The following is a 23,008-nucleotide window of genomic DNA, read 5'->3' as shown; positions in this document are numbered from 1 at the left end:
AGCGGCGAGGAGGTGGGCGTATCCGTGTTCTTCCTACGCAAACGCGGCGGGGTCCGTGGGAGGCTCTCCGGCTAGCACTTGGGGAGCCACAGGATGTCGTTGCGGAATCCTTCGGCGTTGAGGTAGACGTCGCTCACATACACGTTGTGGTTGCCGAAGTCGTCGTCCGTCTTGAGCCAGACCGAGCTCTGGCGGCCGAGGTCCGAGTACGTGAGGCCGTAGGTGTAGCAGAAGAAGTAGCTGCTGCCCGCGTAGAGGGTGCCTGCGTGGGAGGAGTCGTGCCAGTCGGGCGTCCAGTGCGTCCACTGGCTGACGAGTGTGGTCATGTAGACCAGTGAGGCGGACTGCGGCGCCGCGGCCGTCGTCCCGGAACTGGGCTGTGCCGAGGCGGCTTGGGCGGTGACGGTGAGCATTCCGACCGCGGCCAGCGCGGCGAGGAGCCCGTTGCGCAGAGTGCGTGTGGCCATGGATGGTCCCCCTGGGTTTCCTGGTTCGTTGCTGCGACGAGGCGTGCCACGACAGTCCGTTCGTGCTGACGGATAGCACCGTAAGTCCAAGGGGCTTGTTCCCATCAACGTTTCGAAGGGGATCGAAACGTGGGTGAGGATGGGGGGCGTCGTAGCCGGAGCGGACCCGGCCCACCTGTGACGGACCAGGCGGTGGGCCGCATGTGCTGCTGCGTCCATTCCTCGAAGCCGGTGACTGGGATGCCGAGGTCCGTCGCGTACTGCGGGCGGCCCGGCTGGCCGGCCACGTTCAGCCACTCGTGGGTGGCGCCCGTCGCCGGCATTCCGGTGGCGAGGGCTTCCTCCTCGGTCATGTCCTGCCTCCTCGGTCATGTCCTGCGCGGGCAGTTGCGTGCCCAGAGCACGTGAGAGGACCTCGGCGATTTCCGTCATCGACGGGTAGTCGCTCGCCAACTCCATTTCGACCCCGGCGAATCGCTCCGGCGCGGTGATGACCGCGGCAGCTGCCCTGCCGATGTCGTCCACCGCGACCAGGGACAGCTGGGTCTCGGGGTTCAGGACGCTCACCAGGCGGGGAAGCCGGCCGCGCGGACCCGGTCCTGGATCGCGCTCTTGGCGCCCAGGGTGGGTTCCATCAATGCCCAGCGGCCTCCGGCCCGGCCGGGAGTCTCGGTGTGCTGGCCGGCGCCGGTGACGGACGTGTGCACGAACTGCGGCACTCTGGCGGCCCTCGCGCCTTCGATGAGGTCGACGCACCCGAGTATTGATCCGATGTTTCCATCTCTCGTCATTGACGCCTCAAGATCATGCTTCTACTTTGCCTGCATGTTTACAAGCAGACACCGGGTGCGCTTCGCGCAACCCGCCCATGCGTTCCGCTTATTCATCGGGCCTTACAGGATCGTCGCGGCCTTTCTGTGCACGCTCCTGGCCGTCGGGGCGCTCACCCTGCCCGCACGCGCGTCGAGTGCGGTCACCTACTTCGTCTCGCCCGGAGGCAGTGACAGCAACCCGGGGACCAGTGCCGATGCTCCCTTCCGGACGCTGACCAAGGCGCAGACGGCGGTCCGCGCGATCGACAGGTCGACGTCCGGACCGATCACCGTGACCTTGGCCGGGGGCGTCTACAGGCTGGCCAAGACGCTGACTTTCACCGCTGCGGACTCCGGCGGCGGTACGGCCGGTACCGTCTGGTGGAAGGCGGCGTCCGGAGAGTCCCCGGTCGTCAGCGGCGGTGTCCAGATCACCGGTTGGGCGCGGACCGGCGCGGGCAGCAGCATCTGGGCCGCCCCGGCCCCCGCAGGGCTGGACACCCGGCAACTGTACGTGGACGGTGTGCGCGCCCAGCGTGCGACCGGCGCTCTGCCGGTGTCGGTGAAGCAGACGGCGACCGGATACACCACGGCGTCCGGTGACCCGATGGCCGACTGGCGCAATCCGTCGGCGATGGAGTTCGTCTACCGGGGCGGACTCGGACTGTGGACCGAGCCGCGCTGCCCGGTCGCCTCGGTCACCAGTACCACCATCACCATGGCCCAGCCCTGCTGGAACAACTCCACCCAGCGGGTCATGCGTACCGACGACTCGGGCCGCACCTACAACCTGGTCGGCCGCAAGTCGATCACCGAGGCGCCGACGGCGGTGGAGAACGCCTACGAACTCCTCGACAAGCCGGGCGAGTTCTACCTGGACAGGACCGAGCACCGGTTCTACTACATTCCCCGCTCCGGGGAGAACCTGGCCACCGCGGACGTCGAGGCGCCCTCGCTGGACACCTTGATGGCGACCTCCGGAAAGTCCTCGGACGAGCCCAGCCACGTCGGCTTCCAGGGCATCCAGTTCAGCTACGCGAACTACACGACCTCCAACACCGGCACGGGTTTCTCGGAGATCCAGGCGACGTACCAGGTCACCGGGAGCACGGGCTATGCCACCCAGGGACTGTGCACGTTCGTGTCAGGCGGCACCTGCCCCTACGGCAACTGGACGAAGATGCCCGGCGCGGTGCGGTTCACCTATGACAGCAGCATCCACTTCGACCACGACTACTTCGTCCATCTCGGCGCGGCCGGACTGGATCTCGGCAACGGCTCGCAGAACGACACCGTCACCGCATGCGTGTTCACCGACATCTCCGGCAACGGCCTCGACCTGGGCGGCGTGGACATCCCACAGCCCAGCAACTCGCTACAGCACACCAGCGGGATAACCGTCAAAGACAGCCACTTCTACGACACCGCCGCCGAATACCACGGCGGGGTCGCCATCGACGCCGGATACATCGAGACGTCGACCATCACCCACAACCAGATCGACCACGTGCCCTACACGGCGATCTCCATCGGCTGGGGCGGCTGGCCCGACAAGGTGAGCCTGCCCGCACAGCCGAACTACTCGAACGACAACACGGTCTCGAACAACCTGATCTATGACCACATGTCACTGCTCGGCGACGGCGGTGCCGTCTACACCAACGGCATCACGGGCACTTCGATGGCGAGCGGCGAGAAGGTCACCGGCAACGTCGTCCACGATCAGCTCAACACCTCCGGCGGCCATGTCCTGTACACCGACAACGGCGCCACCTACGTGTCGATCCTCGGCAACGCGGTGTGGAACATCAACGTCTCGCCGTGGGGCAGCAAACACGTCAACTACACCGCGGAAGACGGAACGTACGACCCCACGGACATCGAGGGCGACTACTGGCCGAACGGTCCGTCCGACTACGACAACAAGAAAGTCCTGATACAGAACAATCATGCCATCACGGGAGCGGCCCAGGTTCCGTCGAGCATCATCGCGGCAGCCGGCATCGAGTCGCAGTACCAGGCGATCCTCTCCTGGCAGCCGGCCTGACAGGAGCGATGCACACCCGGCGTCGGACCGAGGAGCGTTCTGCCTCCGCCCGGGAACAAGCCGACAACACCCTCACCGGAGCCGCAGGTGACCGGTGCAGCGGGCGGTCTCGTCAGGATGAGGCCGCCCGCCGTTGCGGCATGTGTGTCTCGGCCCGGAGCCGCAGAAGAGACAGCGGTCCTCCGAGGGATGGGCCCAGCCCGGTGAGATGGTGGTGCCGGCCGACGGGGAACATGGGGCAAGCGCGGACAGCGGATCCTGGAAGACCATGCCGATGTCGTCGCCGCGGACTGCGGACAGCTGTCGGTCGTCAGGTCCGACCAGGTCACGGCCGCCCAGCAGCACCCGGCCCGACACGCTCGCGGACCCGGGCAGCAGCCCCATGATGCCCATCGCCGTCGCGGACTTGCCTGACCCCGACTTGCCCACGATGCCGAGCATGTGCCTGGGGTGGACGTCGAAGCTCACGGCCCGTACGGCTCGTACCGGACCGGCCTTGCCGGGGAGGGAGACGTTCAGGTCCCGCACGGACGGCACCGGCGCCGGCGTGGCTCGCAGGCAGCGCGACCGGTCCAACCCTGCTGTGGCAAGCCCGCGCCGAGCAGTGCTCAGTGCGCCGGACGGTAGGTCGCGATGATCACTCCGCTGCTGGTCGGCTGGGCGCTCACCAGCTCCAGTTTCCTGAGGGCGGCATCGTCGGCGAACAGCTTCTTGCGGCCCTCGCCGGCCACTACCGGGTGGATCAGCAGTACCAGTTCGTCCAGGAGGTCCTGCTCCAGCAGCGAACGTACCAGCGTCGGGCTCCCCGCGACCGTGATGTCCTTGCCCTCTCCGGCCTTGAGTTCCTCGATTGCGGCCGCCAGATCGCCGTTGACGAGCGCGCTGTTCGCCCAGTCCTCGACGCTGTCCAGGGTGGAGGAGACGACGTACTTGGGCGAATCGTTGATCCACTTGGCGAAACCCGCGTCCTCGCCGCTGGTCACCGAAGGCCAGTATCCGGCCCACTCGGTGTAGGTCACCCGGCCCAGCAGAATCGTGTCGGCCGTCTCCAGCGTCTTCCCCAGGGCCGCGCCCATCTCCTCGTCGAAAGCGAACTGCCACTCGTTCGGCGACTGGGCGACGCCGTCGAGCGAGACGAACAGGCCCGAAACGACCTTGCGCATGATTCCTCCGTGATGAGTTCCCGTCGGCTACGTCAGGAAAACTACGCGGGCGTCGTGGCCGAGGTCTTGTACAGAAGCGACAGGGGCTCCGACCTGTCCGGACAGCTCAGCCGAGTGGCGGTACGGCCGATGTACCGGGTCAAGGACCGCGCCAGATGCGGCTGGTCGAAGTAGCCCAGCCGGTGCGCGACGTCCTGGGCCGACGCACCTTCCTGGATCAGTACCGCCGCCTCGCGGGCGCGGTGGATCTGCCGGATGGCGCCCCGTGTGAGGCCCGTCGCCGCGACGAAGCGGCGCTGGAGGGTGCGTTCCGAGACATCGGGGGTGGCGCCGGCGAGCACGGCGGGGACGATCGGGTCGCAGTCCACGACGCCCTCACGCACCATGCGCCGCACGAACGCCTCCGCGTTGTCGTAATCGGGCGGATGCCAAGCGGAGCCCTTCAGCCAGACGGAGCGCCGCGTCACGTCGGGTATTTCCGCGCTACTGCCCACGAGCCGGCTGATCGGGACGTGCGGCATCGAGGTGCCGAGGGCGAAGCTGATGCCGAAGAACGTGGCGTTCTCGGGTACGGGGGCCAGGCATGCCTTGGGTTCTGGACCCAGTACGGCCGCCTGGACCTGGCCGTGGTGCTCCCAGAAGACGAGCTCCCAGTGCGATGCCGCGACCGACGTCATCCGGCTCACTTCGTCGCTGTGGCTGCGCCATACCCGCTCGATGTACGGCAGCTCCGACGGCCTGCTCTCGATCTCCAGACCCAACCGGATGACCTCCCGTTCACCGCTGCCGAGCAGCCAGTGTGCCACGTCGTCCGGACGGCCAGAGCGCGTGCGAGATGCGCGAGGAGGAGCACGGCTGCACCGCATCCGCCGTCCGGCGGGGCGAAGACGTAGCACAGAGAGTCGCTGTGGAGAGTCCGGGTACAGCGGCAGTCCGGGCGATCACCGAGCGATGGCGGATCCTGGCCAGAACGCGTTGCCGGGCGTCCCACTCGTCCGGGTCCAGTGGGCTGGTAGCCACGTCCTCAAGCATGACGCGGACCACTCCCCGTGGTGCTGCCAGGCTCTGGACCCTGACACGGCAGTCAGCCTGCTCGCCGCGATTCGCGAGCGCCGGGGCCACGTCGATGAGGCGGTCGCCCTGCTGCACACCCGAAATGGCACCTCGCTCAACGGCTGTGACCAGCTCGCCGACCTGCTCGCGCGGCATGGGCGGATTGAAGAACCGCGGGCCTACGCGACGGCCGATGGCCTCGGGCACGCCGCGCGGCGGCTCGCGGCGTTGCTGGAGGAGCGCGGCGACGTCGAGGGCGTGATCGCGGTGTACCGGCAGACCGACGAATCAGCTGCTCACCGGACCAACACGGCCGTGCTGCTCGCGCACCTCCTGGCCCGGCACGGCCGGGGCGACGAGGCGATCGACGTGATGCGCGCACAGGCCGACTCCCGCAGCGGGAACGACTGGATCCTTCACACACTGAGCACCCTGTGTACCGACCAGAACCACCCCGAGGACGGCCTGGCCCACCTCGATGCCCTCGCCGCACGCCGCACGCCGCACGCCGCACGCCGCACGCCGCACGCCGCACGCCGCACGCCGCACGCCGCACGCCGCACGCCGCACGCCGCACGCCACACACCGCACGCCGCAGCGGCGAGGAGGACGCCATCATCGTTCTCCAACGGACCAGCTCCTGGCCGCCCGCCGAGCCATCGGTCGGCCCATGGCACGACGAGCCCCCGTTCTGAGGTCTGCCCGGCCCCCGGGGGTGCCCCTATCTGCTTCGTCAAGCCGGGTGAGGATGGCCGGGATGGCGCATCGGGATCGGTTGGGGCGGACCGCGGTGCACCATGGGGCCGGGGGCCGGGGGCCGGGGGCCGGGGGCTGGGACGTGGACGGCCTGAGCGCGCTGTTGGCTGAGGACGCCGACCTGGGGGCTGTTCACGCCGAGGGTTGGACACCGTTGCATTTTGCCGCTCAGGCGCAAGTGCCTGCGGCCGTCGAAGTCCTGCTGGCCGCGGCTGTCCGGGTTCGTAGAAGGTTCCGTCGCGGAGCATGGCGAAGAGGACGCCGACCCGGCGCTGGGCGAGCCAGGGCAGGGCCTGGGTGTGGTGCCTGCCCTGGGTGATCTTCTTGTCGCAGTAGGCGCGAGAGACCCGATCAACCGCCACCGAGTCGACCGAAGCTCAAGCGGGTGGCCGCGTTGATATCTGATGGGGTGTACGTCGGGGGAAGAGTGACCCTCTAGGTTTGACTGACTAACCACTCTCCTACAGACTGTCCTCATGCCCAGACCGAGGAGCGACGACAAGCGCGCGGCGATCATCGCCGCCGCAACGCGAATCATCGCTGCTCAGGGGCTGGGGGCGGCGACGGCGGCGATCGCGAAGGAGGCCGGCGTCTCGAACGGGTCACTGTTCACCTACTTCGACACCAAAGCGGATCTGCTGAACCAGCTCTACCTGGAGTTGAAGGGCGACATGGGGGCAGCCGCACTCGGCGGCCTGCCCGCAGCCGATGCGCGCACCCAGATGCTGCACATGTGGTTGCGATGGATGGACTGGGCAACGGCCAATCCCCTGAAGCGCCGCACTCTGGCCCACCTCCAGGTCTCCGACGAGATCACGGCGGCCACCCACGAGTTGGCCAATCGGGCCATGGCAGGCATCGGAGAGATCCTGGAGCGCAGCAGGGCGAACGGCCCGATGCGCGACACCCCGGCGGCTTTGGTGTTCACGCTGTCCAATGCCCTGGCCGAGGCCACCATCGACTACATCATCGGCGACCCGGACCGCGCCGACGAGCACAAGCAGTCCGGTTTCGACGCACTCTGGCGCATGATCGGCTGACCCGCCCCGAGTCACTCCCTCAAGCTCACGCGCACCCATCAATGACTGACTAGTCAGACATCTAAGGAGTATCATGCCCGACAAGGTCTACGTCATCACCGGCCCGACCTCTGGCTTCGGCCGCCGCACCGCCCTCGAACTGGCCAAACACGGCACCGTCGTGCTGGTCGGGCGCAACGCCGCCAAGCTCGATGACGTACGCAGCAGCATCGAAGGCGAAGGCGGAAAGGCCGTGTCCGTCCTCTGCGACCTCTCGGACCTGACGAGCGTGCGACGCGCCGTCGCTCAGATCACCGAGCTCGGCCTTCCGATCACTGGCGTGCTCAACAACGCCGGGATCTTCCCCAACCGTCCCGGCACGAACGCCCTCGGCTGGGACATCGCCTACGCGACCAACCACATCGGGCCTTTCGTGTTCACCGAGACGCTCGTGCCCCACCTCGAAGACGGCACACAGGTGGTGTTCATCGTCTCGGCCGTAGAGGATCCGGAGCGCAGGGCCGCCACCATGTCCGGTTTCCGCGGCGCCCGATACATCTCCGCCGACGCGAGCACGCGTGGCGAGTGGAAGCCCGGCGGCTCGAAACTGCCCGGCGGAGACGCCTACGCCACGTCCAAGCAGTGCAACCTGGCAACGGTACTCGCCTTCGCCCGCGAAACACCCCGACTGCGATTCAACGCCATCGAGCCGGGCTTCGCTCCCGGCACGAATCTCGGCCGTGATGCCGGCCTGTTCCTGCGTCTGCTGTCGAAGTACGTGCTCTCACCGCTGGCCCCGCTCATCAAGTACTGGACCAACCCGGGCACCGCTGCGCGCATGATCACCCGGATACTCACCGACGAATCGGACACCACCGGCGTCTACTACGACGAGAAGGGACAACCCATGCGGGGTTCCGCACAGGTGCACGACCCGGCGTTCAACGCGCGGGTAGTCGCCGAGACCCGTGCACTACTGGAGACGGTGCACGTCTGAGGAAGGACTTTTGGCCGCGACCAGCGGACGCGGAACCCGCCTCGACGCGGTGAGCCTCCGGAGGACGACCCTGTCGGCGCGCCGGCCGCAGGGCCTCAGGCCGAGCAGCGAGAGCAGGAGCCCTGCGCCCTCACCACCACGTCACCTCCGCGATTCGCCGGTTCGTGTCCGCGTCGTCCATGACCCGGATGCCGTCCACGCCGCGGATTGCCACCGCGGTTGCCTACCAGTCGGCGGTGGCGGTCGGCTGCACCTCGCAGTGATCGAGCTGGGCCAGCGCCGCTCCCGCACCCGCGGCGGCGACGCGGAGGCTCTTCGTGCCCTTCGCGGGTACCGACACCTGATGGACGCCGTCCATGAAGGTGAAGCCGTTTCGGTCCTTGAAGCTGATCTTCGTGGTGAAGACGACTTCGCGTGCGTTCGGATTCCTGACCTTGATGGTGGCGTACGGGTCGTCCGCACTCGCGCACCGCACGAGCACCGCGGTGCCGTCCTTGAGCGGCAGGGCGGACGCAGAGGGCGACGCGGAGGGGGTGGAACGCCGGGTGGGGTGTGAAGGGTAGGAACCGCTGGGCGTGCTGGCGTGTGCATCACCCCCGTGCGAACTGCTGCCTCCGGATGCGGGCGTCGAAGCGTCGTGATCCTGACGGGAACTGCTGCACCCGCCCCCGTCGCTGTCGTGATGACTGCGGCTTCCGTGCCCGTGCCCCGACGAGAATCCGGTCAAGGCCAAGACGACTACGACCGATACCGCTGTGAATTTGAGCCGACGCCCCCGTGTGTACATGCCATCATCATATCCGCGGGCGCCGCCCCCGGATCGCGGCCGCTGACCTCTCTCCGGATGGCTACGACGCAACCGTCAGGCGAAATGGCCACGAAGAGGTTGACGTGCAGGCGCCAGTATCAAGGGCCGACCGTCCGACCGCGGCGGATGCGACACGAAGCCGAGCGATCGCCCGTTCCGTTCGGTCGGGCCGGTCGCGTAACCGTCGCGGCATGTGGTCGTAGCCGTATCCCTTGTCGGCGTCCAGCTTGTCTGGTCTGCGCCTGCGGAGGTGTCCCGCCCTGGACCCTCGCCCGGTCCGTGGCCCGTCTGTCCGCTCCGTGTTCGCGGAGGTGTCGCGGCTGCCGCGGCATTGTTGGCGCGGCAGCCTCGTCTTCTTGGCGGGTGAGGGCGCAGCGAGACCCCAACGGACCGAAGTCTGGGACGTCTTGTCCACCATGATGCCCGCAGGGCATCGTAAATTCGCAAGGGGTCGCCAGACCTGCGCTGTTACCATCCCTCGGCTCAGCAAGATCTCACCGTGCAGGGAGGGGCTCTCGTCGTGAAGGTCAGGAAGAGACCGTGGAGATTCGGACTGCTCGCCGCAACCGTGGGAGGGATGCTGCTCGCAACGCTGGCGGCCGGACCAGCGCAGGCGGACAACGGGCAACAGCGGACCGGAATCCAACTGACGGCGCTGTCCGTCGAGTCGAGCACCGTCGATGCCTCCTCCGGCGACGGCACGGTCACGATCGACTGGACGGTCCAGGACGGTGACACGGCGGCCACCGACATGCTGGGATCCCTCACCGTGCAGCAGGTCGGGACCGACGGACGTCTCGTCGGGGCGCCGCAAGCCCTGACGTTCTCTTTCCAGCCGGAGTGGCCCTACCAGGCGAACCCGGTCGACGGCAGTATGGCGTCCGCGCACTACAGCTACGCCTTCCCCGTACCGCAGTACGCCGCTCAGCCCACGGCCCGATGGGCCGTGGTGAGGGCCGAGGCCAAGGACGACCGGGGCGCCACGCTGGCCGTGGGGCGGCAGGGGCTGGCCCGGTACGGTGCAGAGTTCACCGCCACGCACCTCGTCGACTCGACCGGGCCGGCGTACGACCAGCTCGGACAGGTGGTGGACCAGCCGGAGTACCTGTACAACGCCGATGCCTCCGTCACCGCCCGGTATCGGTTGAACATCACCGACGACGAGTCCGGGTTCTTCCGCGGGCGGCTCGTCCTCGCCGGCCCGCAGGGCGCGACAGCGAGCGGAACGTTCCGGCTGGTGCCGAACACCGACGGTTCACAGCAGTGCGGAGACTACCCCGGTTACGACAGCCATGACGTCTGGTGCACGGTCGACGTCACCATCCCCGCCGGCGCCCCCGCCGGGTCCTGGTCCATCTCGCGGCTCAGGCTGACCGACGCCTCGGGAACCGTCAGTGTCTCCCGGGACCTCTCCCAGGACCCGGTGCACGTCACGCAGAACGGCACGGTGCGGGCGACCGACTTCGCCATCAGCCCCGGGCAGTACAACAACTGGAACGGCACCGCGCGGCTGGCGGTCACCATGAAGCCGGCCGACTTCCGCGACGGGATCGCCTCCGTGACGGTGCTGCTGGATGGTTGCGGCGGGTCGGTCACGGAGAACCCCGAGATCGCGGACGACGGCTCGATCTCAGTGGCGGCCACCGTGCCGCCCATCTACACCAGGAAGTGCGCGGTCACGGGGATCGGCATCACCGACGGCGCCGGTGACACGGCGGCGTACGGCACGGACTTCCACGGGCCGGTGCTGGACCTGGTCGCCACCCAGATCCCGGACACGGCGGCACCGGTGGTGAACTCCGCCTCGCTCGATGTCACGTCCGTACCCGCCAGCACCCTGCGGCGCAACGCCGTACTGACCCTGGACGTGACGTCGTTCGTGGGCGTCAACCGCTTCAGCCTCACCGTGTACGACGCATCCGGGGAACCGGTGGGCGGCATGTCCGGCGGCATCAGCTCCGTGACGAACGGCCCGCTCAAGTTGCTGGTGCCTCTGTACGAGGGCCTGACGCCCGGTGTGTACACGGTCGGTTTCACGCTCACGGACGCGGGTGACCTGTACAGCCAGTACGGCTACTCCAACGGCGTTGGCCTGCCCGTGCCCGGCGGACCACTGCGCATCACGGTGACCGACGACTGACGGGCGGCGTGCGGGGGTGGCCTCAGGCGGCCGCCCCCGTGCTGGCGAGCAGTTCGGCGCACGCTGTGCCGTCCCGGGCTCCGGGCGCGGCCGCCAACTGGCCTTCTTCCAGGTGATCTCCAAGCGTTACGCAAAGGGCTCGATCATCCTGACTTCGCACAAGACCTTCAGTGAACGGGGACAGCCGTTCGCCGGCGAGGTCCTCGCCACCGCCATCCTCGACCGCCCCCTGCACCACTGCGCAGTGATCTCCAGCAACGGACACAGCTACCGGCTCAGGAACCGGCTCGCCGGCACCGAACACGAGCGGGACGACGCAGCCTGACGCCGTGGTCGACAATGACCCCATGGATGTCACCGAGATGCTCGAGTCGGCTTCCCTCCTGGTCCCGGAAGAGGTCGCCACCGAAAACGACATCTCGGTGCGAGACGTTTGGGACTACCTGGCCCACGACGAATGGCAGATCGCTCTGAGCCTGCTCGAGGAACTCGGCAACAGGCAACCGCTGCCCCTGACGTTCTGGGAGCGACTTGCCGAGGCGGCTGAGCAACTTGGCCTCGAGCGGAGCGCGGCTTGGTGCCACTGGCGATGCTCCGAGATCCGAAACGGAATGATCCGGGCGGATCTGACGCTCCGTCCAGTCGCAGAGGCTCGACGCAAGACACCAATCTCCGGTCACGGTGTTCTGCGGCCCATGTGGGACATCGGGAACCCCTCACCCACCGGGGGAGCCTCGGTGAGCATTGCCGGGCTCTGGGTTGAGGACATGCCTGTTCTGGAGCCGGGCGGCCGAGCCACTGTCCGCCTCGTTCCCCTCACCCCCGCTCACTGGACGCACATCGAAGCTGGCCAACGGATCAACATGCACGAGGACCGTACCGTGGCCGGCACCGCAGTCGTGCTGGAGATTCACCTCCCTACCACCGCCATGCTCACCAGAGGGCACTGACTGTCCCGACCTCTCTGGTGCAAATATCTCCGTACTTGGTGGAGCACTCACTGGCCTCGGGACTGGCGAGGAGAGCCAGGCACAGGCTCTCGCGGACCGCCGGCAGTCCCGCGTCCGTGGTCATGTGCACCGGCTCCTGTTCGCGCGGGCCGTGCCCGTCATCGGCGGCGGTGTGATCCCGCCGTACCGGAACCTGTCCTGTCCGACGGCCACCGGCAGCGGTCCAGTCCGAGTTGCTCGGGGCGGGCCCCGTAGACCCGGCACAGCATCACGGTGTACTCGTCGTCCGGCCACCGGCCCGCATCGTGCTCCCAGCGGCACAGCATCCCGTCCGTCAGACCACGTGGCCGCAGCCCAGCGGCCACGTGGAGCGCGGCGACCCGCTCGATGGCCTCTGCGCGTGACCAGCCCAATGCCAGACGCCAGGCCTCCAGGGCGCTCACGTCCGGCAGCGCATCTGGATGCGCCGCGCGGCACGCTGATTGGCGGAGCGGCGGGCGCGGGGGACGGTGTCCGTCAGATCCCGCGGGGCAGGCACGTATGGACGGACCATGTCGACGAACACCAGCACGACCCCGACCGTAGCGGGGCAGTCCGCCGGACTGATCCCGCGGTCGGCGGGCCATCGCCGCGGCCGGCAGCCGCGGGACGACTCCGTCCGACGGCGGCCGCACCGGCCGTTCCGACGGCAACGACTGACGGGCCGAAACCGACGATGACGCAGCTGGGCATCGCGGAGCGTCTGGGCCAGGACGCGTTCCTGGCCCAGACGCTGCACCGCGGCTACCGACACATTCCCGGAGCCCTGTCCAGGGCCGAACTGGGCGCCCTGGTCTCCCTCGACGTCGTCAACGACATGGTGGCGCAACACCGACTCGAGCCGCCCCGTCTGCGCCTGGCCCGCGACGGCGACACGCTTCCGTTGCACCGGTACCCGGCGGCCGCCACCACCCGCCGATCCACGGTGTGGCAGCCCGTCCACCCGGCCCAGCTGCACCAGAGCCTCGTCGAGGGTGCCTCCCTCGCGATCGACCAGGTCGACCACCAGCACGAGCCGATCGGCGGCCTCGCCGCCGAACTCGAAAGCTGGCTGCGGGCGCCCGTACAGGTCAACCCGTACGCGTCCTGGACCGCTGCGAGTGACGGCTACTCCCGGCGGCTGTCCGACGTGTTGGTTCATGAACGCCGTGCGTCCGTCCGTGCGGGAAGAGCGGCAGGCGACCTGAAAGGTTCGACTCGATGACGCGGCCCTCGGAAGTCCCATCGCCGTAGCGGAAGTTCGGCAGCTCGTGGACAAGGCCGCCCGACGTCGCCTCGTCGGCTCTCGGGATGCGCCTCTGCTGAGGTTATGTCTACGATTACCAGTGCGGGAGAGCCACTGACCAGGACCGTTTTTCTCTGACGGTGTCAGTCGCCGGCGGCGTCACCGGTGGGCCAACGCAGGGGCGGACCTCACGGCGTCACGGATACCCCGGGCGTGCCGGGGTCACGTTTCGTGATCAAGCGCATGTGCGGAAATCCTCAAGTCCTCACACCGGAGCGGCCTCCCGCCTTCTGACAACTACGAAGTGGCCCTCTATGAGTGGGAGAGGGACTGTGCCGGCCACAGAGTCTCACGGCGACCGTCATCCCGCTCGCCCGCCGGATGGAAGGCTGACGATGATCGACTTGCATGGCCGTAGCGCCTTGGTCACCGGGTCGACCTCTGGTATCGGTGAAGCCATCGCGCGAGGGCTCGCCGCCGTCGGAGCGGACGTTGTCATCAATGGACGCAGGCCCGAGACGGTGGAACAGGTTGCGAAGGAACTGGGTGTTCGCGGCGTCGCCGGGGATGTCGGTACGGCAGCGGGGGCCGCGGGTCTGGTAGGTCGATTGCCCGACGTGGACATTCTCGTGAACAGTGCCGGGGTGTTCGAAATCCAACCTGTTTTCGAGATCACCGACGACGACTGGCTCAGACTGTTCGAAGTCAACGTGCTTTCAGGAATACGCTTGACACGTCACTACGCGCCTCGAATGGTGAACCGAGGATGGGGTCGTGTCGTCTTCGTGAGCAGTGAGGCCGGTATCCAAACCCCGACCGAGATGGTCCACTACGGGGCGACGAAATCTGCCCAGTTGGCCGTGTCCCGGGGTATTGCTCAGGAAGTCGCCGGTACGGGCGTGACCGTCAATTGCGTGCTACCAGGGCCGACTCTGACCGAGGGCGTGCAGTCGATGCTGTCGAGGCTCTATCCAGAGCTACCGGACGACGAGCAGGAACGCCGATATGTGTCCACAGGTCGCGCCTCGGCTTCTCTGCTCAAACGCTTGATACGTCCCGAGGAGATAGCGAATCTCGTCACCTACGTCGCGTCCGAGCAGGCATCGGCTACAACCGGTGCGGCGTTGAGTGTGGACGGCGGCATGGTGCCCACGATTTACCCATGACACTTCCGGCTGAACTGGAATGAGTTGAGATTTCCGCACACCACCAGTCATACGGAAGGAAAATGTTGTGAAACTCGATCAAATACTTCCGGCAGATATAGGGTTTGGCTGCGCACCGCTCGGAAACATGTTCCGCTCGGTTCCCGAGGAAGAAGCTGTAGCGACGGTAGATGCCGCTTGGGAGCAAGGAACACGTTACTACGACACCGCACCGTTCTACGGTTCAGGACTGTCGGAGATTCGCCTGGGGAAGGCCCTGTCCGGCCGTCGCCGTGACGACTACGTGCTCAGCACCAAAGTCGGCCGCGTCATTCTGGACGAGGAAGAGGATCCCACCGAGCGCGACTTGGGAGAGAAGGGAAACCTTTTCGCCTACGGGCGCCCCAACAAGATGCTCCACGTGTGGACGGCCGATGCCACGAAGCGCTCCATCGAGGACAGCTTGAATCGACTGCGAACCGACCGCTTGGACATCGTGTGGGTGCACGACATCGCACAGGACTTTCACGGCGACGTATGGCTGCAGAAAATCGAAGAGGCACGCACCGGAGCTTTTCGTGTCCTCACCAAGTTGCGAGACGAAGGCGTCATAAAAGCCTGGGGACTCGGCGTCAACCGCACCGAACCCATCGAAATCACTCTCGCACTCGAAGAGCCGCAACCGGATGGATTCCTTCTGGCTGGGCGATACAGCCTGCTCGACCACGCCCACGCCTTGCAACGACTGCTGCCCATGGCAGAGGAGCAGGACGTCGGGATGGTTGTCGGAGGCCCGTACAGCTCCGGCATCCTCGCCGGCGGCACCCACTTCGAGTACGTCGCTGCTCCGCCCGGGATCGTGGTAAAGGTCGACCGGTTGAAGGAACTCACCGACAGGCACGGTGTGAGCATCAAAGCCGCCGCTCTCCAGTTCTCGCTCGCGCATCCGGTTGCCAAAGCCGTGATCCCGGGCGCGACGCAGCCGGCCCACACCATCGAGGACCATGCCGCGCTCAACGAAAAGGTTCCCGTCGAGTTCTGGGCTGACCTGCGCGCCTCTGGCCTGGTCAGCGACCTGGCACCACTGCCCGACGGGGCATGACAGCCAGCCCGCGAGTTCTGGAGGAGCGACATGGCATCCACATCGGTGAGCAGGGTCGTCCCAGCCTCACCCGCTCGGGTATGGGCACTGATCGGGGGGTTCGGATCACTGCCCGACTGGCTTCCCTACATACCCGAAAGCACCTTCTCGGCGGGCGGCCGGGTACGACACCTCAAGAACCCCGACGGTGAAGCAATCGTGGAACGGCTCATGTCGTTCGACGAGGACAAGCGGTACTACAGCTACCACATCGTGCAGGCGCCCTTCCCGGTCGTCGACTATCTGTCGACCTTGCAGGTGTACGGCATCAGCGGCAATGAGAACGCAGCCGAGGTGCAGTGGTCGGGCCGCTTCGTTCCCGACGGAGCCACGGAAGAAGAAGTCGTCGATCTCTTCACCGGAATCTACAGTAACGGCCTGGATGCTCTGCACAAGCACCTCAGCGGCTGAAGCTTGTCCCGTAACCGCGTGCGCGGGATCAGGATTCGTTGCGGTCGGGTGAGATGGTGCCCTGCAGCCACTTATCCACCACGTCGTGGGAGTCGTCGAGAGCCGGATCGCGACTCCCGCTGGGCGCGTAGGCCGGTGAGCGGTCGGCACGCAGCGGCAAATGGGCGCAGTAGCAGGCCCGCTCTGCACCCGCTTGCTCGGCGTCCGTGCCCGGCAGCGCATGGTTGAGCAGGGCCGCCGCGACTTGTCGGCGCCCGAATGCGTAGAGCGCAGGCTCGATGAACCATGCCTCTGCCTCGTTCCGATCTTGGTCGTCTCTGGGCGGATCCCGTAGGCAGCTGACCCGAGCCCTGCTCACCACGGCGGCCGGCGCCGTCGCACTGGGCGCCACACCGAGCACCGCGCCGTCGGCCGTGGCCGCCGGAACCACGCCGGGCGCCGGTACATGGAAGGCCGTCCAGCGCGTCTTGGTACGCAAGCCGGCCTGGAACGAGGACCGGTCGCGACGACGCGTTCCCGGATCGTGCGGCACCTGCGCCGCGGCGAGCGGGTGACGTCGTGCATCGCCGCCGTCGGCCGGGGCGGGTGGTCGCACTACAGCGAGTGCGGCGGCAGCCTGTGGCGGGTGGTCCCCGGCGGGCAGGTGCCGGCGCGGTGCCTTGAGCGGGTGTGAGCGTGGTGGTCAGGAGGCGGGCCGGTAGGTGGCGGCCGGGCCGATCGCGCCGGGCCCGAACTTCTCCCGGATCCGGTCGGCCGCCTGCTCGACGGTGAGGCGGGCCTGGCGGGCGGCATCGAGGCTGAGCTGCTCGGCGACCTGGTCACCGTCGACGAGGTCCTCGGCGCGCAGCGCGAGCGCGGTCAGCCGGCCCCGCTGCAGGCCCGCGGCGTCCATGAGCTGGTAGGTGAGCCGGCGCAGGTCGTCCTCGTGCCCGGACGGGTCGGTCAGGCGGCGGGTCTTCTCCCATGCCGGTCCGCCGGCGAACGTCAGCGTGAGCGTGAGAGCGCGCGCGGCCTGTCCGCGGCGGCGCAGCTCGGCACCGAGTTGCACGACCAGGCCCAGGAGGGCCGCGCGCACGGCGGCGCCGTCGAAGACGTCGTGGGGGAATCGGTGCCAGACGCTGGCGGAAGCCGGCAGCCGGCGCGGGGTGACGGTGCGGGGGTCGATGCCGCGGGCCCGGTCGACGGCCGAACGGCCTGCTCTGCCGAGCAGGCGCTGCACGGTGGCGGCCGGCAGCGCGGCGAGCAGGCCGACGCGGTCGACGCCGTAGCGCTTGAGGGTGGCGGCCTGTCGGGGCCCGATACCGTGCAGGTCCTCCACCGGAAGCAGCGCGAGCCAGCCGGCGGCGTCGGCGGCCTCGATGGCCAGGACGCCGCCGGGGCGCTCCACCTGCGCCGAGGCGGTCGCGGCGACGGTGACGGTCGGGCCGATGCCGACACGGACGTCGACGCCGTACCGGGAGACCGTCCGCAGCCGCAGAATCTCCCCCAGGTGCGCGGCGGCAGCCCCGTGGTAGCGCAGCGCGCCCCGCAGGTCGACCAGGGCCGCCGTGGGCGGCCGGGCCTCCACCACCGGCGACAGCTCGTGCAGCTGCTCCAGGACCAGCCGGTACGTCTCCTGCGGCAGCCGGTCCGGGCAGCGCACATGCATCACCAGACCCGGCCGACGCGTCGTCGACTCCGTACTCATCCGGCGCTCACCTCCCCCGCCACGCTATCGAACAAAAAATCGAACACGCGAGCGCGGGGTGCGTGATCGCGTACCTAGAATGAAAAACGCAGGAGGTCCCGGTGCTCCCGTCCCTCTGCCGCCACGCTCGATATAGCCCGTGCGTGCAAGAACAACTGGCGTTCCCGAGTCGCCGGGGTGGACGCCCGAGGCGGAGTTACGCACAGAGTTTCAGCCTGTCCCGGTGTCCACTCAGAGCCCTGCTCGATCGTCCCGGGAACGACGGCGGCCTCACTGCGGTCGCCCTGTCCCGCCGGTTCAGCGTCGCTTTCCGGTCTCGGGGGCGGTGACGTCCTGGCTGGCGCGGCGCATGGCCTCGTACAGTGCAGCATCTTCCGGCGGGTCCGGCAGGGGGCCGCGGGCCGGGGCCTGGAAGGACTGGATCATCCATGCCACCAGGCGGCGCCAGGCATCCGGGGCGGCGTCGCCGGTGGCGCTGAGGACCCCGGCGTTGGCCATCAGCAGCAGCACGAGGTCCCGGCTGGTGAAGTCCTCGCGTAGTTGCCCGCTGTTCTTGGCGCGGCCGATGAGTTCGAGGAAGCCCTCGTACGCCTGGGCGTGGTGCTGCTCCAGTTCCGGGACGCCGGGGAAGCTCATGGTCAGGATGTCGGCGAAGCCGCGGTCGGCGGCCTGCATCGCGCAGACGTCCTGGATGTATCCGGTGAAGCCGTTCCACGGGTCGGGGTCGGCCAGGGCCTCGGTGGTGGCCTGTGCGTACGCCTTCATGCGGTCGGCGAAGACCGCGGCGACGAGATCTTCCTTGCGGGGGAAGTGGCGGAAGAGGGTGGCGATCCCGACCCCGGTCTCCCGTGCGACCGAGGCCATCGACGCGTTCAGCCCGTCGCGCCCGAAGACCGTGCGCGCGGCGGCGATGATCCGCCCCCGGTTGCGCTCCGCATCGCTGCGCCTGGACTGACCTGCGGAAAAGGTCGCGTCAGCGCTGGCCTTGGGGTGCGGGTCTCGGGTGCTCATGGCGATCAGACTAGCAAACCGGAACGGCCTATCCGATTCCCGTGTTACGGTGGACGGCGAACCGGATAGGTCTTTCCGGAAACGAAACGGATAGCCCTATCCATCTCTATTCCAGTGAAAGGCTCTCTCATGCCCACCATCGCCGTCGTCGGTGCCGGCCCTCAGCTCGGTCTCGCCATCGCACGCACCTACGGCATCCACGGCTACGACGTCGCACTGATCGCCCGCAATCGGGCCAAGCTCGAAGACCTTGCCGGCGAGCTGGCCGCCGAGGGCATCACCGCCGCCGTCTTCCCTGCCGACGTCCTCGACCGCACCGCCCTCACCCAGGCACTCAAGGACGCAGCCGCACACTTCGGCGGCGTCGACGTCCTGGAGTACTCCCCGGTCGGCGGCCTCCAGACCGTAATGACCACGCCGGCCGCCACTGAGCCGGCCGACGTGCAGCACGAGATGGAGTTCCAGCTCTACGGAGCGATCGCCGCCACCCGCGCGGTGCTGCCCGCCATGCGTGAGGCCGGCGGGGGCAGCCTGCTGTTCACCACCGGCGCCGGCTCCGTCGACCCCGTGCCGCAGATCGCCAACGTCAACGCCGCCGCCGCGGCCCTGCGCAACTGGGTGATCAACCTGCACAGGGAGCTGGACGGCACTGGGGTCCAGGCGGCGCACGTCGCCATCAACGTGTCCATCGGCACGCCGGCGGTCCCCGGATTCCCGACCGCTCAGCCCGAGGAGATCTCCCCGGCCTACTGGGACCTGCACACCACCAGGCGCGACCAGGCCGAACTCGTCTTCAGTCTCTGACACCTATCAGCCACCCGGCCGCCTGGCCTCCCGGTATCTGCGCCGCGCACTTCGCCATCAACACCCGGCTCGGTGAGGGCGGCCCCGAAAGCATTCCCTCGGGGCCGCCCCCGAGCAGGTCGCGCACCTGTACCAGGACCCGTACGAGCGCCGCGGCGGCCAGGCCGAAGCCGTCTTCCACACCCACCCCACCAAGCCCCCAGTTCCCGAACACAGCAAGGACTCCAGCATGACCAGCACACTCAATGGCAAGACCGCTCTCGTCACCGGATCCAGCCGCGGCATCGGCCGGGCCACCGCCCGCGGCCTCGCCCGCGAGGGGGCCCTGGTCGCCGTGCACTACGGCCGCGACAAGCAGGCCGCCCAGGAGACCGTCGGGCTCATCGAGAAGGACGGCGGACGGGCCTTCGCCGTCGGCGCGGAACTGGGCACGCCCGGCGCCGTCGATCGCGCGTGCACGCGATCCGACGCCTGTTCACCACGGCGGCCGCCGTCGCCGCCGTCCTCGCGACCGTCCTGTCGGCCGCACCGCCGGCTCCCGCCGCCTCGCCTGTGTCCGCGCCGTGTGCGTCGGCCTGGCAGGCCGTGCAGAAGATCGGGGTGCACAGGCCTGCGGGGAACGAGGCGCCGGTCGCGACGACGTCCTCGCCGGTCGTGCGCTACCTGCGCAAGGGGGAGCAGGTGACGTCATGTGTGGTTGGGGTCGGCCGGGATGTCACTCGGTACCGGGAGTACGGCGGCGGGACCATGTCGCGGATCGTGCCCACAGGTCAGGTGCCGGGCGGATGCCGCAAGGCGGACCTGACCCCGCCCACGTTTTGCACGTCTCCAGGAGTGAGAGTTCATGCGCCGCGGCCAAGACCGGGCCGTCGTGCTCACCCTCGCCGCTCTGCTCCTGACCGGTAATGCCCTGCTGGTGTTCCGCTGGGTCGGCCCGCTCGCCGCGTTCGCCGCGGTGGCCGTCCTGGTCGTCGCCGCCTACACCGCGCCTGCCGCCTGACGGTCCGCGAGCTGCTGCGCGGTGTACGCGGGGCCTGAGATGCCGGGGTCGTTTGCCGTCCAGGCGACGTCGATGCCCAGTTCGTTCGCCGACACACGCGGACGGCCGGTGCAGGCCAGAGTGACCGGTTGCGTGGACGCGGCCTGGTCTGCGGCAGATAGTTGTTGAAGGACGACGAGGTCTTATCGCTCGATGATCGGGAGTGAGCGGCCGATGGATGCCTCGGACGAACTCCTTCAGATGGCCACGCCGAGCGCGCTTTTGTCCCTGGACGGTGTCATCCGCGCCCTGAACGCCGCGATGGCGACGCAGCTGGGCAGGTCGTGTGAACAGTGCACGGGGCATGGCTTCGTTGATCTCCTTCACGAGGACCAGCGCATCTCGGCTGAGGGCCTGCTGGAGCACGGAGCCACGACGAAGGGGCTTGCGATGCGGGTGCTGGAGTTTCCGGGCTCCAGCACCGCGACGGTGGTCTGCTTGATAGAGGCGCGAGCGGTAACGGATTCCTCGACCGGCGAGCGGCTCGTGTGGGTGCATTCACTGGACGCGACACACGATCTCTACGGCTTGCTGATCCCCTTCCAGCTTGCGGTGAAGGCCGCCGACCTGGGCCTGTGCATGTGCTGCCCCGGCGAGCAGGTGGAGTGGCTGGGTGGCGCACCGGTCCTGGCAGCGCTTTTCCCGCAGGCGTCGGTGCCTCTCTCCAAGATGATCAGGCGGGTTCACCCCGATGACCGCAGCTGCGTGCGGCGGTTGGCCCGCCCCGCGGCCGCCCAGTCTCCGTGGACCAGCCTGCGGTTTCTCACCGAGCGCGACGGCTGGCGTGTTCTCGCAGGTCAGGTCCGCCGGATCCAGCTGGGATACGGCGGACCCGAACGGGTCTTCGTGGTGATTCGCGACGACACCCGGTCGCAGGCACGCCACCAGGAGACCCTGGCGGAGGCGAGCGCCGCGCGGGAGCGCGCGGACGCCATCACCGCCTTCTCCTCCGCCCTGTTCAGCGCGTCCACCGAGCAGCGACTGCAGCAGGTTGTCCTGGCCCGGCTCGCCGCGGCTGTCGGAGGTTGCGGTGCTCTCTTCGCACTGGCCGACGATGGCCGCTTGCGGGTCGCCTCGGACGCCGGGATCCCCGCGTGGGAGGTGGATGCTCTGCTCGGTCTGTCGCTCGATGAGGACGGGCCGCTGCCTTTTGTGATGCGTACCGGTCAGGCGCAGTTCTTCAGCAGCCAAGAAGAGCTCGCCCGTCGGTGGCCGGGTGGTGACGGTCTGCCCCTGCCGCGATCCGCCCCCGGCACCGCTGTGTCGATCACCCCCCTCAGCCCGGAGGGCGAGCGTCCGCTCGGGGCCTGGGTGGTGACGTACGACAACGAGCACACGCCGTCTCCGGAGCAACTCGCGTTCCTGACGACCCTGGCCGAATTGGCCGGCCAGGCGCTGAAGACCAACAGGCTGCAGCGAGCCCACGTCGAGATGTCCGTCGCGCTCCAGGAGAGCATGCTCCCCGCGCTGCCGGACCACCTCGCAGGACTGGAGATCGCCGTCCGGTATCAGCCCAGTCGGGACGGGATGGATGTCGGGGGCGACTGGTACGACGCGTTCTTCCTGCCCGACGGTGCGGTCGCACTGGAAATCGGCGACGCTCAAGGCCACGACGTGGATGCCGCGGTGTTCATGGGCCAGGTACGCCTGTCCATGCGCGCGATCGCAGCCCACGAGCCCGACCCGGCAACAGTGCTGGCGCGTACGAACGAGCTGCTCGTCGCGATGGACGCGCCACGCTTCGCCAGCTGCACCATGCTGCACGTCGATCCGCGCAACGGACAGATCGTCGGTACCAGCGCAGGCCACGTGCCACTGCTGCAGGCACACGGCAACGGCAGCCACACCATCCGCGTGCTACCCCCTGGGCCGGTCCTTGGAATCGTGCCCGGCACCGAGTACCCCGAGGCGACCTTCACCTTGGAAGAGGGCACCGTACTGGTCATGGTCACCGACGGTGTGGTCGAAGGGCCCCGCCTGACTCTGGACGCCGGACTCGAGCGAGTGGGAGCGCTGGCCGGCCGAGCCGTCCAGGACCGGCTCGGCGTCGAGGCAACCGCAGACCTGCTACTCGACGCGGTGGCCGCGGTGGACCACCTGGACGACGTGGCCGTGCTGGTCATCCGGCGTGCATGAGACGCGATTCGCCCGTACGCCGGGCATGGTCATGCACGAAGCACTCGAGACCTCCCGGGACGCAACGACTCCTGCGAGCGGATCAGGTGCCCGGAGCGATCGCGCACGCTGACAGACCGCGTTTGAGATCTGGTCCGGTGGCTTCTCGGGGGTGCTCT

The 23,008-nt window shown here is 68.3% G+C and carries 21 protein-coding genes and 5 pseudogenes; 15 read left to right on the top strand and 11 right to left on the bottom strand.

The genetic code is table 11. The features are described from left to right. Positions 1 to 71 precede the first annotated feature (71 nt). Complete coding sequence (locus AB0472_RS09530; RefSeq protein ID WP_366354870.1) at positions 72 to 467, bottom strand: hypothetical protein; 396 nt, start codon at positions 465 to 467, stop codon at positions 72 to 74. A gap of 104 nt (positions 468 to 571) precedes the next feature. Further along, positions 572 to 1,219 (bottom strand): annotated as a pseudogene (locus AB0472_RS09525) (NmrA family NAD(P)-binding protein); the annotation flags it as partial. Positions 1,220 to 1,292: 73 nt separating this feature from the next. Between AB0472_RS09525 and AB0472_RS09520 the strand changes: the two are divergent. Further along, on the top strand, positions 1,293 to 3,326 hold the full coding sequence (locus tag AB0472_RS09520; RefSeq protein ID WP_366354868.1) for a fibronectin type III domain-containing protein: 2,034 nt from the start codon (positions 1,293 to 1,295) through the stop codon (positions 3,324 to 3,326). Between the two features lie 234 nt (positions 3,327 to 3,560). Here AB0472_RS09520 and AB0472_RS09515 read toward each other — a convergent pair. The 3 genes and pseudogenes from AB0472_RS09515 to AB0472_RS09505 all read right to left on the bottom strand — a co-directional run. Further along, positions 3,561 to 3,902: pseudogene (locus AB0472_RS09515) on the bottom strand (ATP-binding cassette domain-containing protein); the annotation flags it as partial. Positions 3,903 to 3,934: 32 nt separating this feature from the next. After that, positions 3,935 to 4,489: a dihydrofolate reductase family protein gene (locus AB0472_RS09510; RefSeq protein WP_366354866.1), complete on the bottom strand. Its 555-nt coding sequence runs from the start codon at positions 4,487 to 4,489 to the stop codon at positions 3,935 to 3,937. Between the two features lie 41 nt (positions 4,490 to 4,530). Then, positions 4,531 to 5,295: a helix-turn-helix domain-containing protein gene (locus AB0472_RS09505; protein ID WP_366354864.1), complete on the bottom strand. Its 765-nt coding sequence runs from the start codon at positions 5,293 to 5,295 to the stop codon at positions 4,531 to 4,533. Between the two features lie 145 nt (positions 5,296 to 5,440). Between AB0472_RS09505 and AB0472_RS09500 the strand changes: the two genes are divergently transcribed. After that, a complete protein-coding gene (locus AB0472_RS09500) occupies positions 5,441 to 6,409 on the top strand; it encodes a hypothetical protein (RefSeq protein WP_366354862.1) in 969 nt (322 codons plus the stop codon). Positions 6,410 to 6,516: 107 nt separating this feature from the next. Here AB0472_RS09500 and AB0472_RS09495 read toward each other — a convergent pair. Then, a pseudogene (locus tag AB0472_RS09495) lies at positions 6,517 to 6,642 on the bottom strand (IS110 family transposase); the annotation flags it as partial. Positions 6,643 to 6,774: 132 nt separating this feature from the next. On the opposite strand from AB0472_RS09495, the gene AB0472_RS09490 reads away from it, so the two are divergent. After that, positions 6,775 to 7,338, top strand: coding sequence for a TetR/AcrR family transcriptional regulator (locus AB0472_RS09490; RefSeq protein WP_366354860.1), 564 nt, complete (start codon positions 6,775 to 6,777; stop codon positions 7,336 to 7,338). A 73-nt stretch (positions 7,339 to 7,411) separates the two neighbouring features. Beyond that, positions 7,412 to 8,314 (top strand): SDR family NAD(P)-dependent oxidoreductase, encoded by a 903-nt coding sequence (locus AB0472_RS09485; RefSeq protein WP_366354858.1) that lies wholly within the window; start codon positions 7,412 to 7,414, stop codon positions 8,312 to 8,314. 223 nt (positions 8,315 to 8,537) lie between these two features. Here AB0472_RS09485 and AB0472_RS09480 read toward each other — a convergent pair whose 3' ends face one another. Further along, positions 8,538 to 8,795 (bottom strand): hypothetical protein, encoded by a 258-nt coding sequence (locus tag AB0472_RS09480; protein WP_366354856.1) that lies wholly within the window; start codon positions 8,793 to 8,795, stop codon positions 8,538 to 8,540. Between the two features lie 904 nt (positions 8,796 to 9,699). Here AB0472_RS09480 and AB0472_RS09475 point away from each other — a divergent pair. The 3 genes and pseudogenes from AB0472_RS09475 to AB0472_RS09465 all read left to right on the top strand — a co-directional run bounded on the left by AB0472_RS09475 (position 9,700) and on the right by AB0472_RS09465 (position 12,212). Then, positions 9,700 to 11,262 carry a hypothetical protein gene (locus AB0472_RS09475; RefSeq protein WP_366354854.1) on the top strand — a complete coding sequence of 521 codons (1,563 nt, stop codon included), beginning with the start codon at positions 9,700 to 9,702 and terminating at the stop codon, positions 11,260 to 11,262. A 106-nt stretch (positions 11,263 to 11,368) separates the two neighbouring features. Beyond that, positions 11,369 to 11,587 (top strand): annotated as a pseudogene (locus tag AB0472_RS09470) (ATP-binding protein); the annotation flags it as partial. A 22-nt stretch (positions 11,588 to 11,609) separates the two neighbouring features. After that, positions 11,610 to 12,212, top strand: coding sequence for a hypothetical protein (locus tag AB0472_RS09465; RefSeq protein WP_366354853.1), 603 nt, complete (start codon positions 11,610 to 11,612; stop codon positions 12,210 to 12,212). Between the two features lie 439 nt (positions 12,213 to 12,651). Here the strand turns inward: AB0472_RS09465 and AB0472_RS09460 are convergent, their stop codons facing one another. Next, a complete protein-coding gene (locus tag AB0472_RS09460; RefSeq protein WP_366354852.1) occupies positions 12,652 to 12,783 on the bottom strand; it encodes a hypothetical protein in 132 nt (43 codons plus the stop codon). Between the two features lie 144 nt (positions 12,784 to 12,927). Here AB0472_RS09460 and AB0472_RS09455 point away from each other — a divergent pair, with 144 nt between their 5' ends. From AB0472_RS09455 to AB0472_RS09440, 4 genes are all read left to right on the top strand, one after another. Further along, entirely contained in the window at positions 12,928 to 13,455 is a 528-nt protein-coding gene (locus AB0472_RS09455; protein WP_366354849.1) for a hypothetical protein, read from the top strand. Positions 13,456 to 13,871: 416 nt separating this feature from the next. Next, positions 13,872 to 14,642 (top strand): SDR family oxidoreductase, encoded by a 771-nt coding sequence (locus AB0472_RS09450; protein ID WP_366354847.1) that lies wholly within the window; start codon positions 13,872 to 13,874, stop codon positions 14,640 to 14,642. A 67-nt stretch (positions 14,643 to 14,709) separates the two neighbouring features. Continuing rightward, positions 14,710 to 15,723 carry an aldo/keto reductase gene (locus AB0472_RS09445; RefSeq protein WP_366354846.1) on the top strand — a complete coding sequence of 338 codons (1,014 nt, stop codon included), beginning with the start codon at positions 14,710 to 14,712 and terminating at the stop codon, positions 15,721 to 15,723. A 30-nt stretch (positions 15,724 to 15,753) separates the two neighbouring features. Beyond that, a complete protein-coding gene (locus AB0472_RS09440) occupies positions 15,754 to 16,173 on the top strand; it encodes an SRPBCC family protein (protein ID WP_366354844.1) in 420 nt (139 codons plus the stop codon). Between the two features lie 28 nt (positions 16,174 to 16,201). Here the strand turns inward: AB0472_RS09440 and AB0472_RS09435 are convergent, their stop codons facing one another. From AB0472_RS09435 to AB0472_RS09425, 3 genes are all read right to left on the bottom strand, one after another. Next, the gene (locus tag AB0472_RS09435) at positions 16,202 to 16,768 is read right to left on the bottom strand and encodes a hypothetical protein (protein WP_366354842.1); all 567 of its coding nucleotides are present in this window, start codon (positions 16,766 to 16,768) and stop codon (positions 16,202 to 16,204) included. Positions 16,769 to 16,855: 87 nt separating this feature from the next. Continuing rightward, entirely contained in the window at positions 16,856 to 17,860 is a 1,005-nt protein-coding gene (locus AB0472_RS09430; protein ID WP_366354840.1) for a hypothetical protein, read from the bottom strand. Positions 17,861 to 18,157: 297 nt separating this feature from the next. Beyond that, on the bottom strand, positions 18,158 to 18,871 hold the full coding sequence (locus AB0472_RS09425; protein ID WP_366354838.1) for a TetR/AcrR family transcriptional regulator: 714 nt from the start codon (positions 18,869 to 18,871) through the stop codon (positions 18,158 to 18,160). Positions 18,872 to 19,000: 129 nt separating this feature from the next. Between AB0472_RS09425 and AB0472_RS09420 the strand changes: the two genes are divergently transcribed. From AB0472_RS09420 to AB0472_RS09405, 4 genes and pseudogenes are all read left to right on the top strand, one after another. Continuing rightward, complete coding sequence (locus AB0472_RS09420) at positions 19,001 to 19,675, top strand: SDR family NAD(P)-dependent oxidoreductase (protein ID WP_366354836.1); 675 nt, start codon at positions 19,001 to 19,003, stop codon at positions 19,673 to 19,675. Positions 19,676 to 19,916: 241 nt separating this feature from the next. Next, positions 19,917 to 20,126: pseudogene (locus AB0472_RS09415) on the top strand (SDR family NAD(P)-dependent oxidoreductase); the annotation flags it as partial. Between the two features lie 393 nt (positions 20,127 to 20,519). Continuing rightward, positions 20,520 to 20,675, top strand: a complete 156-nt coding sequence (locus tag AB0472_RS09410) for a hypothetical protein (protein WP_366354834.1) — start codon at positions 20,520 to 20,522, stop codon at positions 20,673 to 20,675. Between the two features lie 213 nt (positions 20,676 to 20,888). Further along, positions 20,889 to 22,850, top strand: a complete 1,962-nt coding sequence (locus AB0472_RS09405) for a SpoIIE family protein phosphatase (RefSeq protein WP_366354832.1) — start codon at positions 20,889 to 20,891, stop codon at positions 22,848 to 22,850. Positions 22,851 to 23,008: the final 158 nt, after the last annotated feature.

The sequence above is a fragment of the Streptomyces sp. NPDC086777 genome, from assembly GCF_040702065.1.
Taxonomy (GTDB): Bacteria; Actinomycetota; Actinomycetes; order Streptomycetales; family Streptomycetaceae; genus Streptomyces.
Note: the sequence above shows the minus strand (reverse complement) of the source record. Positions and strands in the feature narration are given on the sequence as shown.

Bases quoted from the DNA above. Each gene is read 5' to 3' on its own strand.
- AB0472_RS09475 (WP_366354854.1), top strand. From the start codon at position 9,700: ATGCTGCTCGCAACGCTGGCGGCCGGACCAGCGCAGGCGGACAACGGG.
- AB0472_RS09510 (WP_366354866.1), bottom strand. From the start codon at position 4,489: ATGCGCAAGGTCGTTTCGGGCCTGTTCGTCTCGCTCGACGGCGTCGCC.
- AB0472_RS09420 (WP_366354836.1), top strand. From the start codon at position 19,001: ATGCCCACCATCGCCGTCGTCGGTGCCGGCCCTCAGCTCGGTCTCGCC.
- AB0472_RS09490 (WP_366354860.1), top strand. From the start codon at position 6,775: ATGCCCAGACCGAGGAGCGACGACAAGCGCGCGGCGATCATCGCCGCC.
- AB0472_RS09405 (WP_366354832.1), top strand. From the start codon at position 20,889: ATGGATGCCTCGGACGAACTCCTTCAGATGGCCACGCCGAGCGCGCTT.
- AB0472_RS09425 (WP_366354838.1), bottom strand. From the start codon at position 18,871: ATGAGCACCCGAGACCCGCACCCCAAGGCCAGCGCTGACGCGACCTTT.
- AB0472_RS09465 (WP_366354853.1), top strand. From the start codon at position 11,610: ATGGATGTCACCGAGATGCTCGAGTCGGCTTCCCTCCTGGTCCCGGAA.
- AB0472_RS09430 (WP_366354840.1), bottom strand. From the start codon at position 17,860: ATGAGTACGGAGTCGACGACGCGTCGGCCGGGTCTGGTGATGCATGTG.
- AB0472_RS09410 (WP_366354834.1), top strand. From the start codon at position 20,520: ATGCGCCGCGGCCAAGACCGGGCCGTCGTGCTCACCCTCGCCGCTCTG.
- AB0472_RS09485 (WP_366354858.1), top strand. From the start codon at position 7,412: ATGCCCGACAAGGTCTACGTCATCACCGGCCCGACCTCTGGCTTCGGC.
- AB0472_RS09450 (WP_366354847.1), top strand. From the start codon at position 13,872: ATGATCGACTTGCATGGCCGTAGCGCCTTGGTCACCGGGTCGACCTCT.
- AB0472_RS09455 (WP_366354849.1), top strand. From the start codon at position 12,928: ATGACGCAGCTGGGCATCGCGGAGCGTCTGGGCCAGGACGCGTTCCTG.
- AB0472_RS09440 (WP_366354844.1), top strand. From the start codon at position 15,754: ATGGCATCCACATCGGTGAGCAGGGTCGTCCCAGCCTCACCCGCTCGG.
- AB0472_RS09520 (WP_366354868.1), top strand. From the start codon at position 1,293: ATGTTTACAAGCAGACACCGGGTGCGCTTCGCGCAACCCGCCCATGCG.
- AB0472_RS09530 (WP_366354870.1), bottom strand. From the start codon at position 467: ATGGCCACACGCACTCTGCGCAACGGGCTCCTCGCCGCGCTGGCCGCG.
- AB0472_RS09500 (WP_366354862.1), top strand. From the start codon at position 5,441: ATGGCGGATCCTGGCCAGAACGCGTTGCCGGGCGTCCCACTCGTCCGG.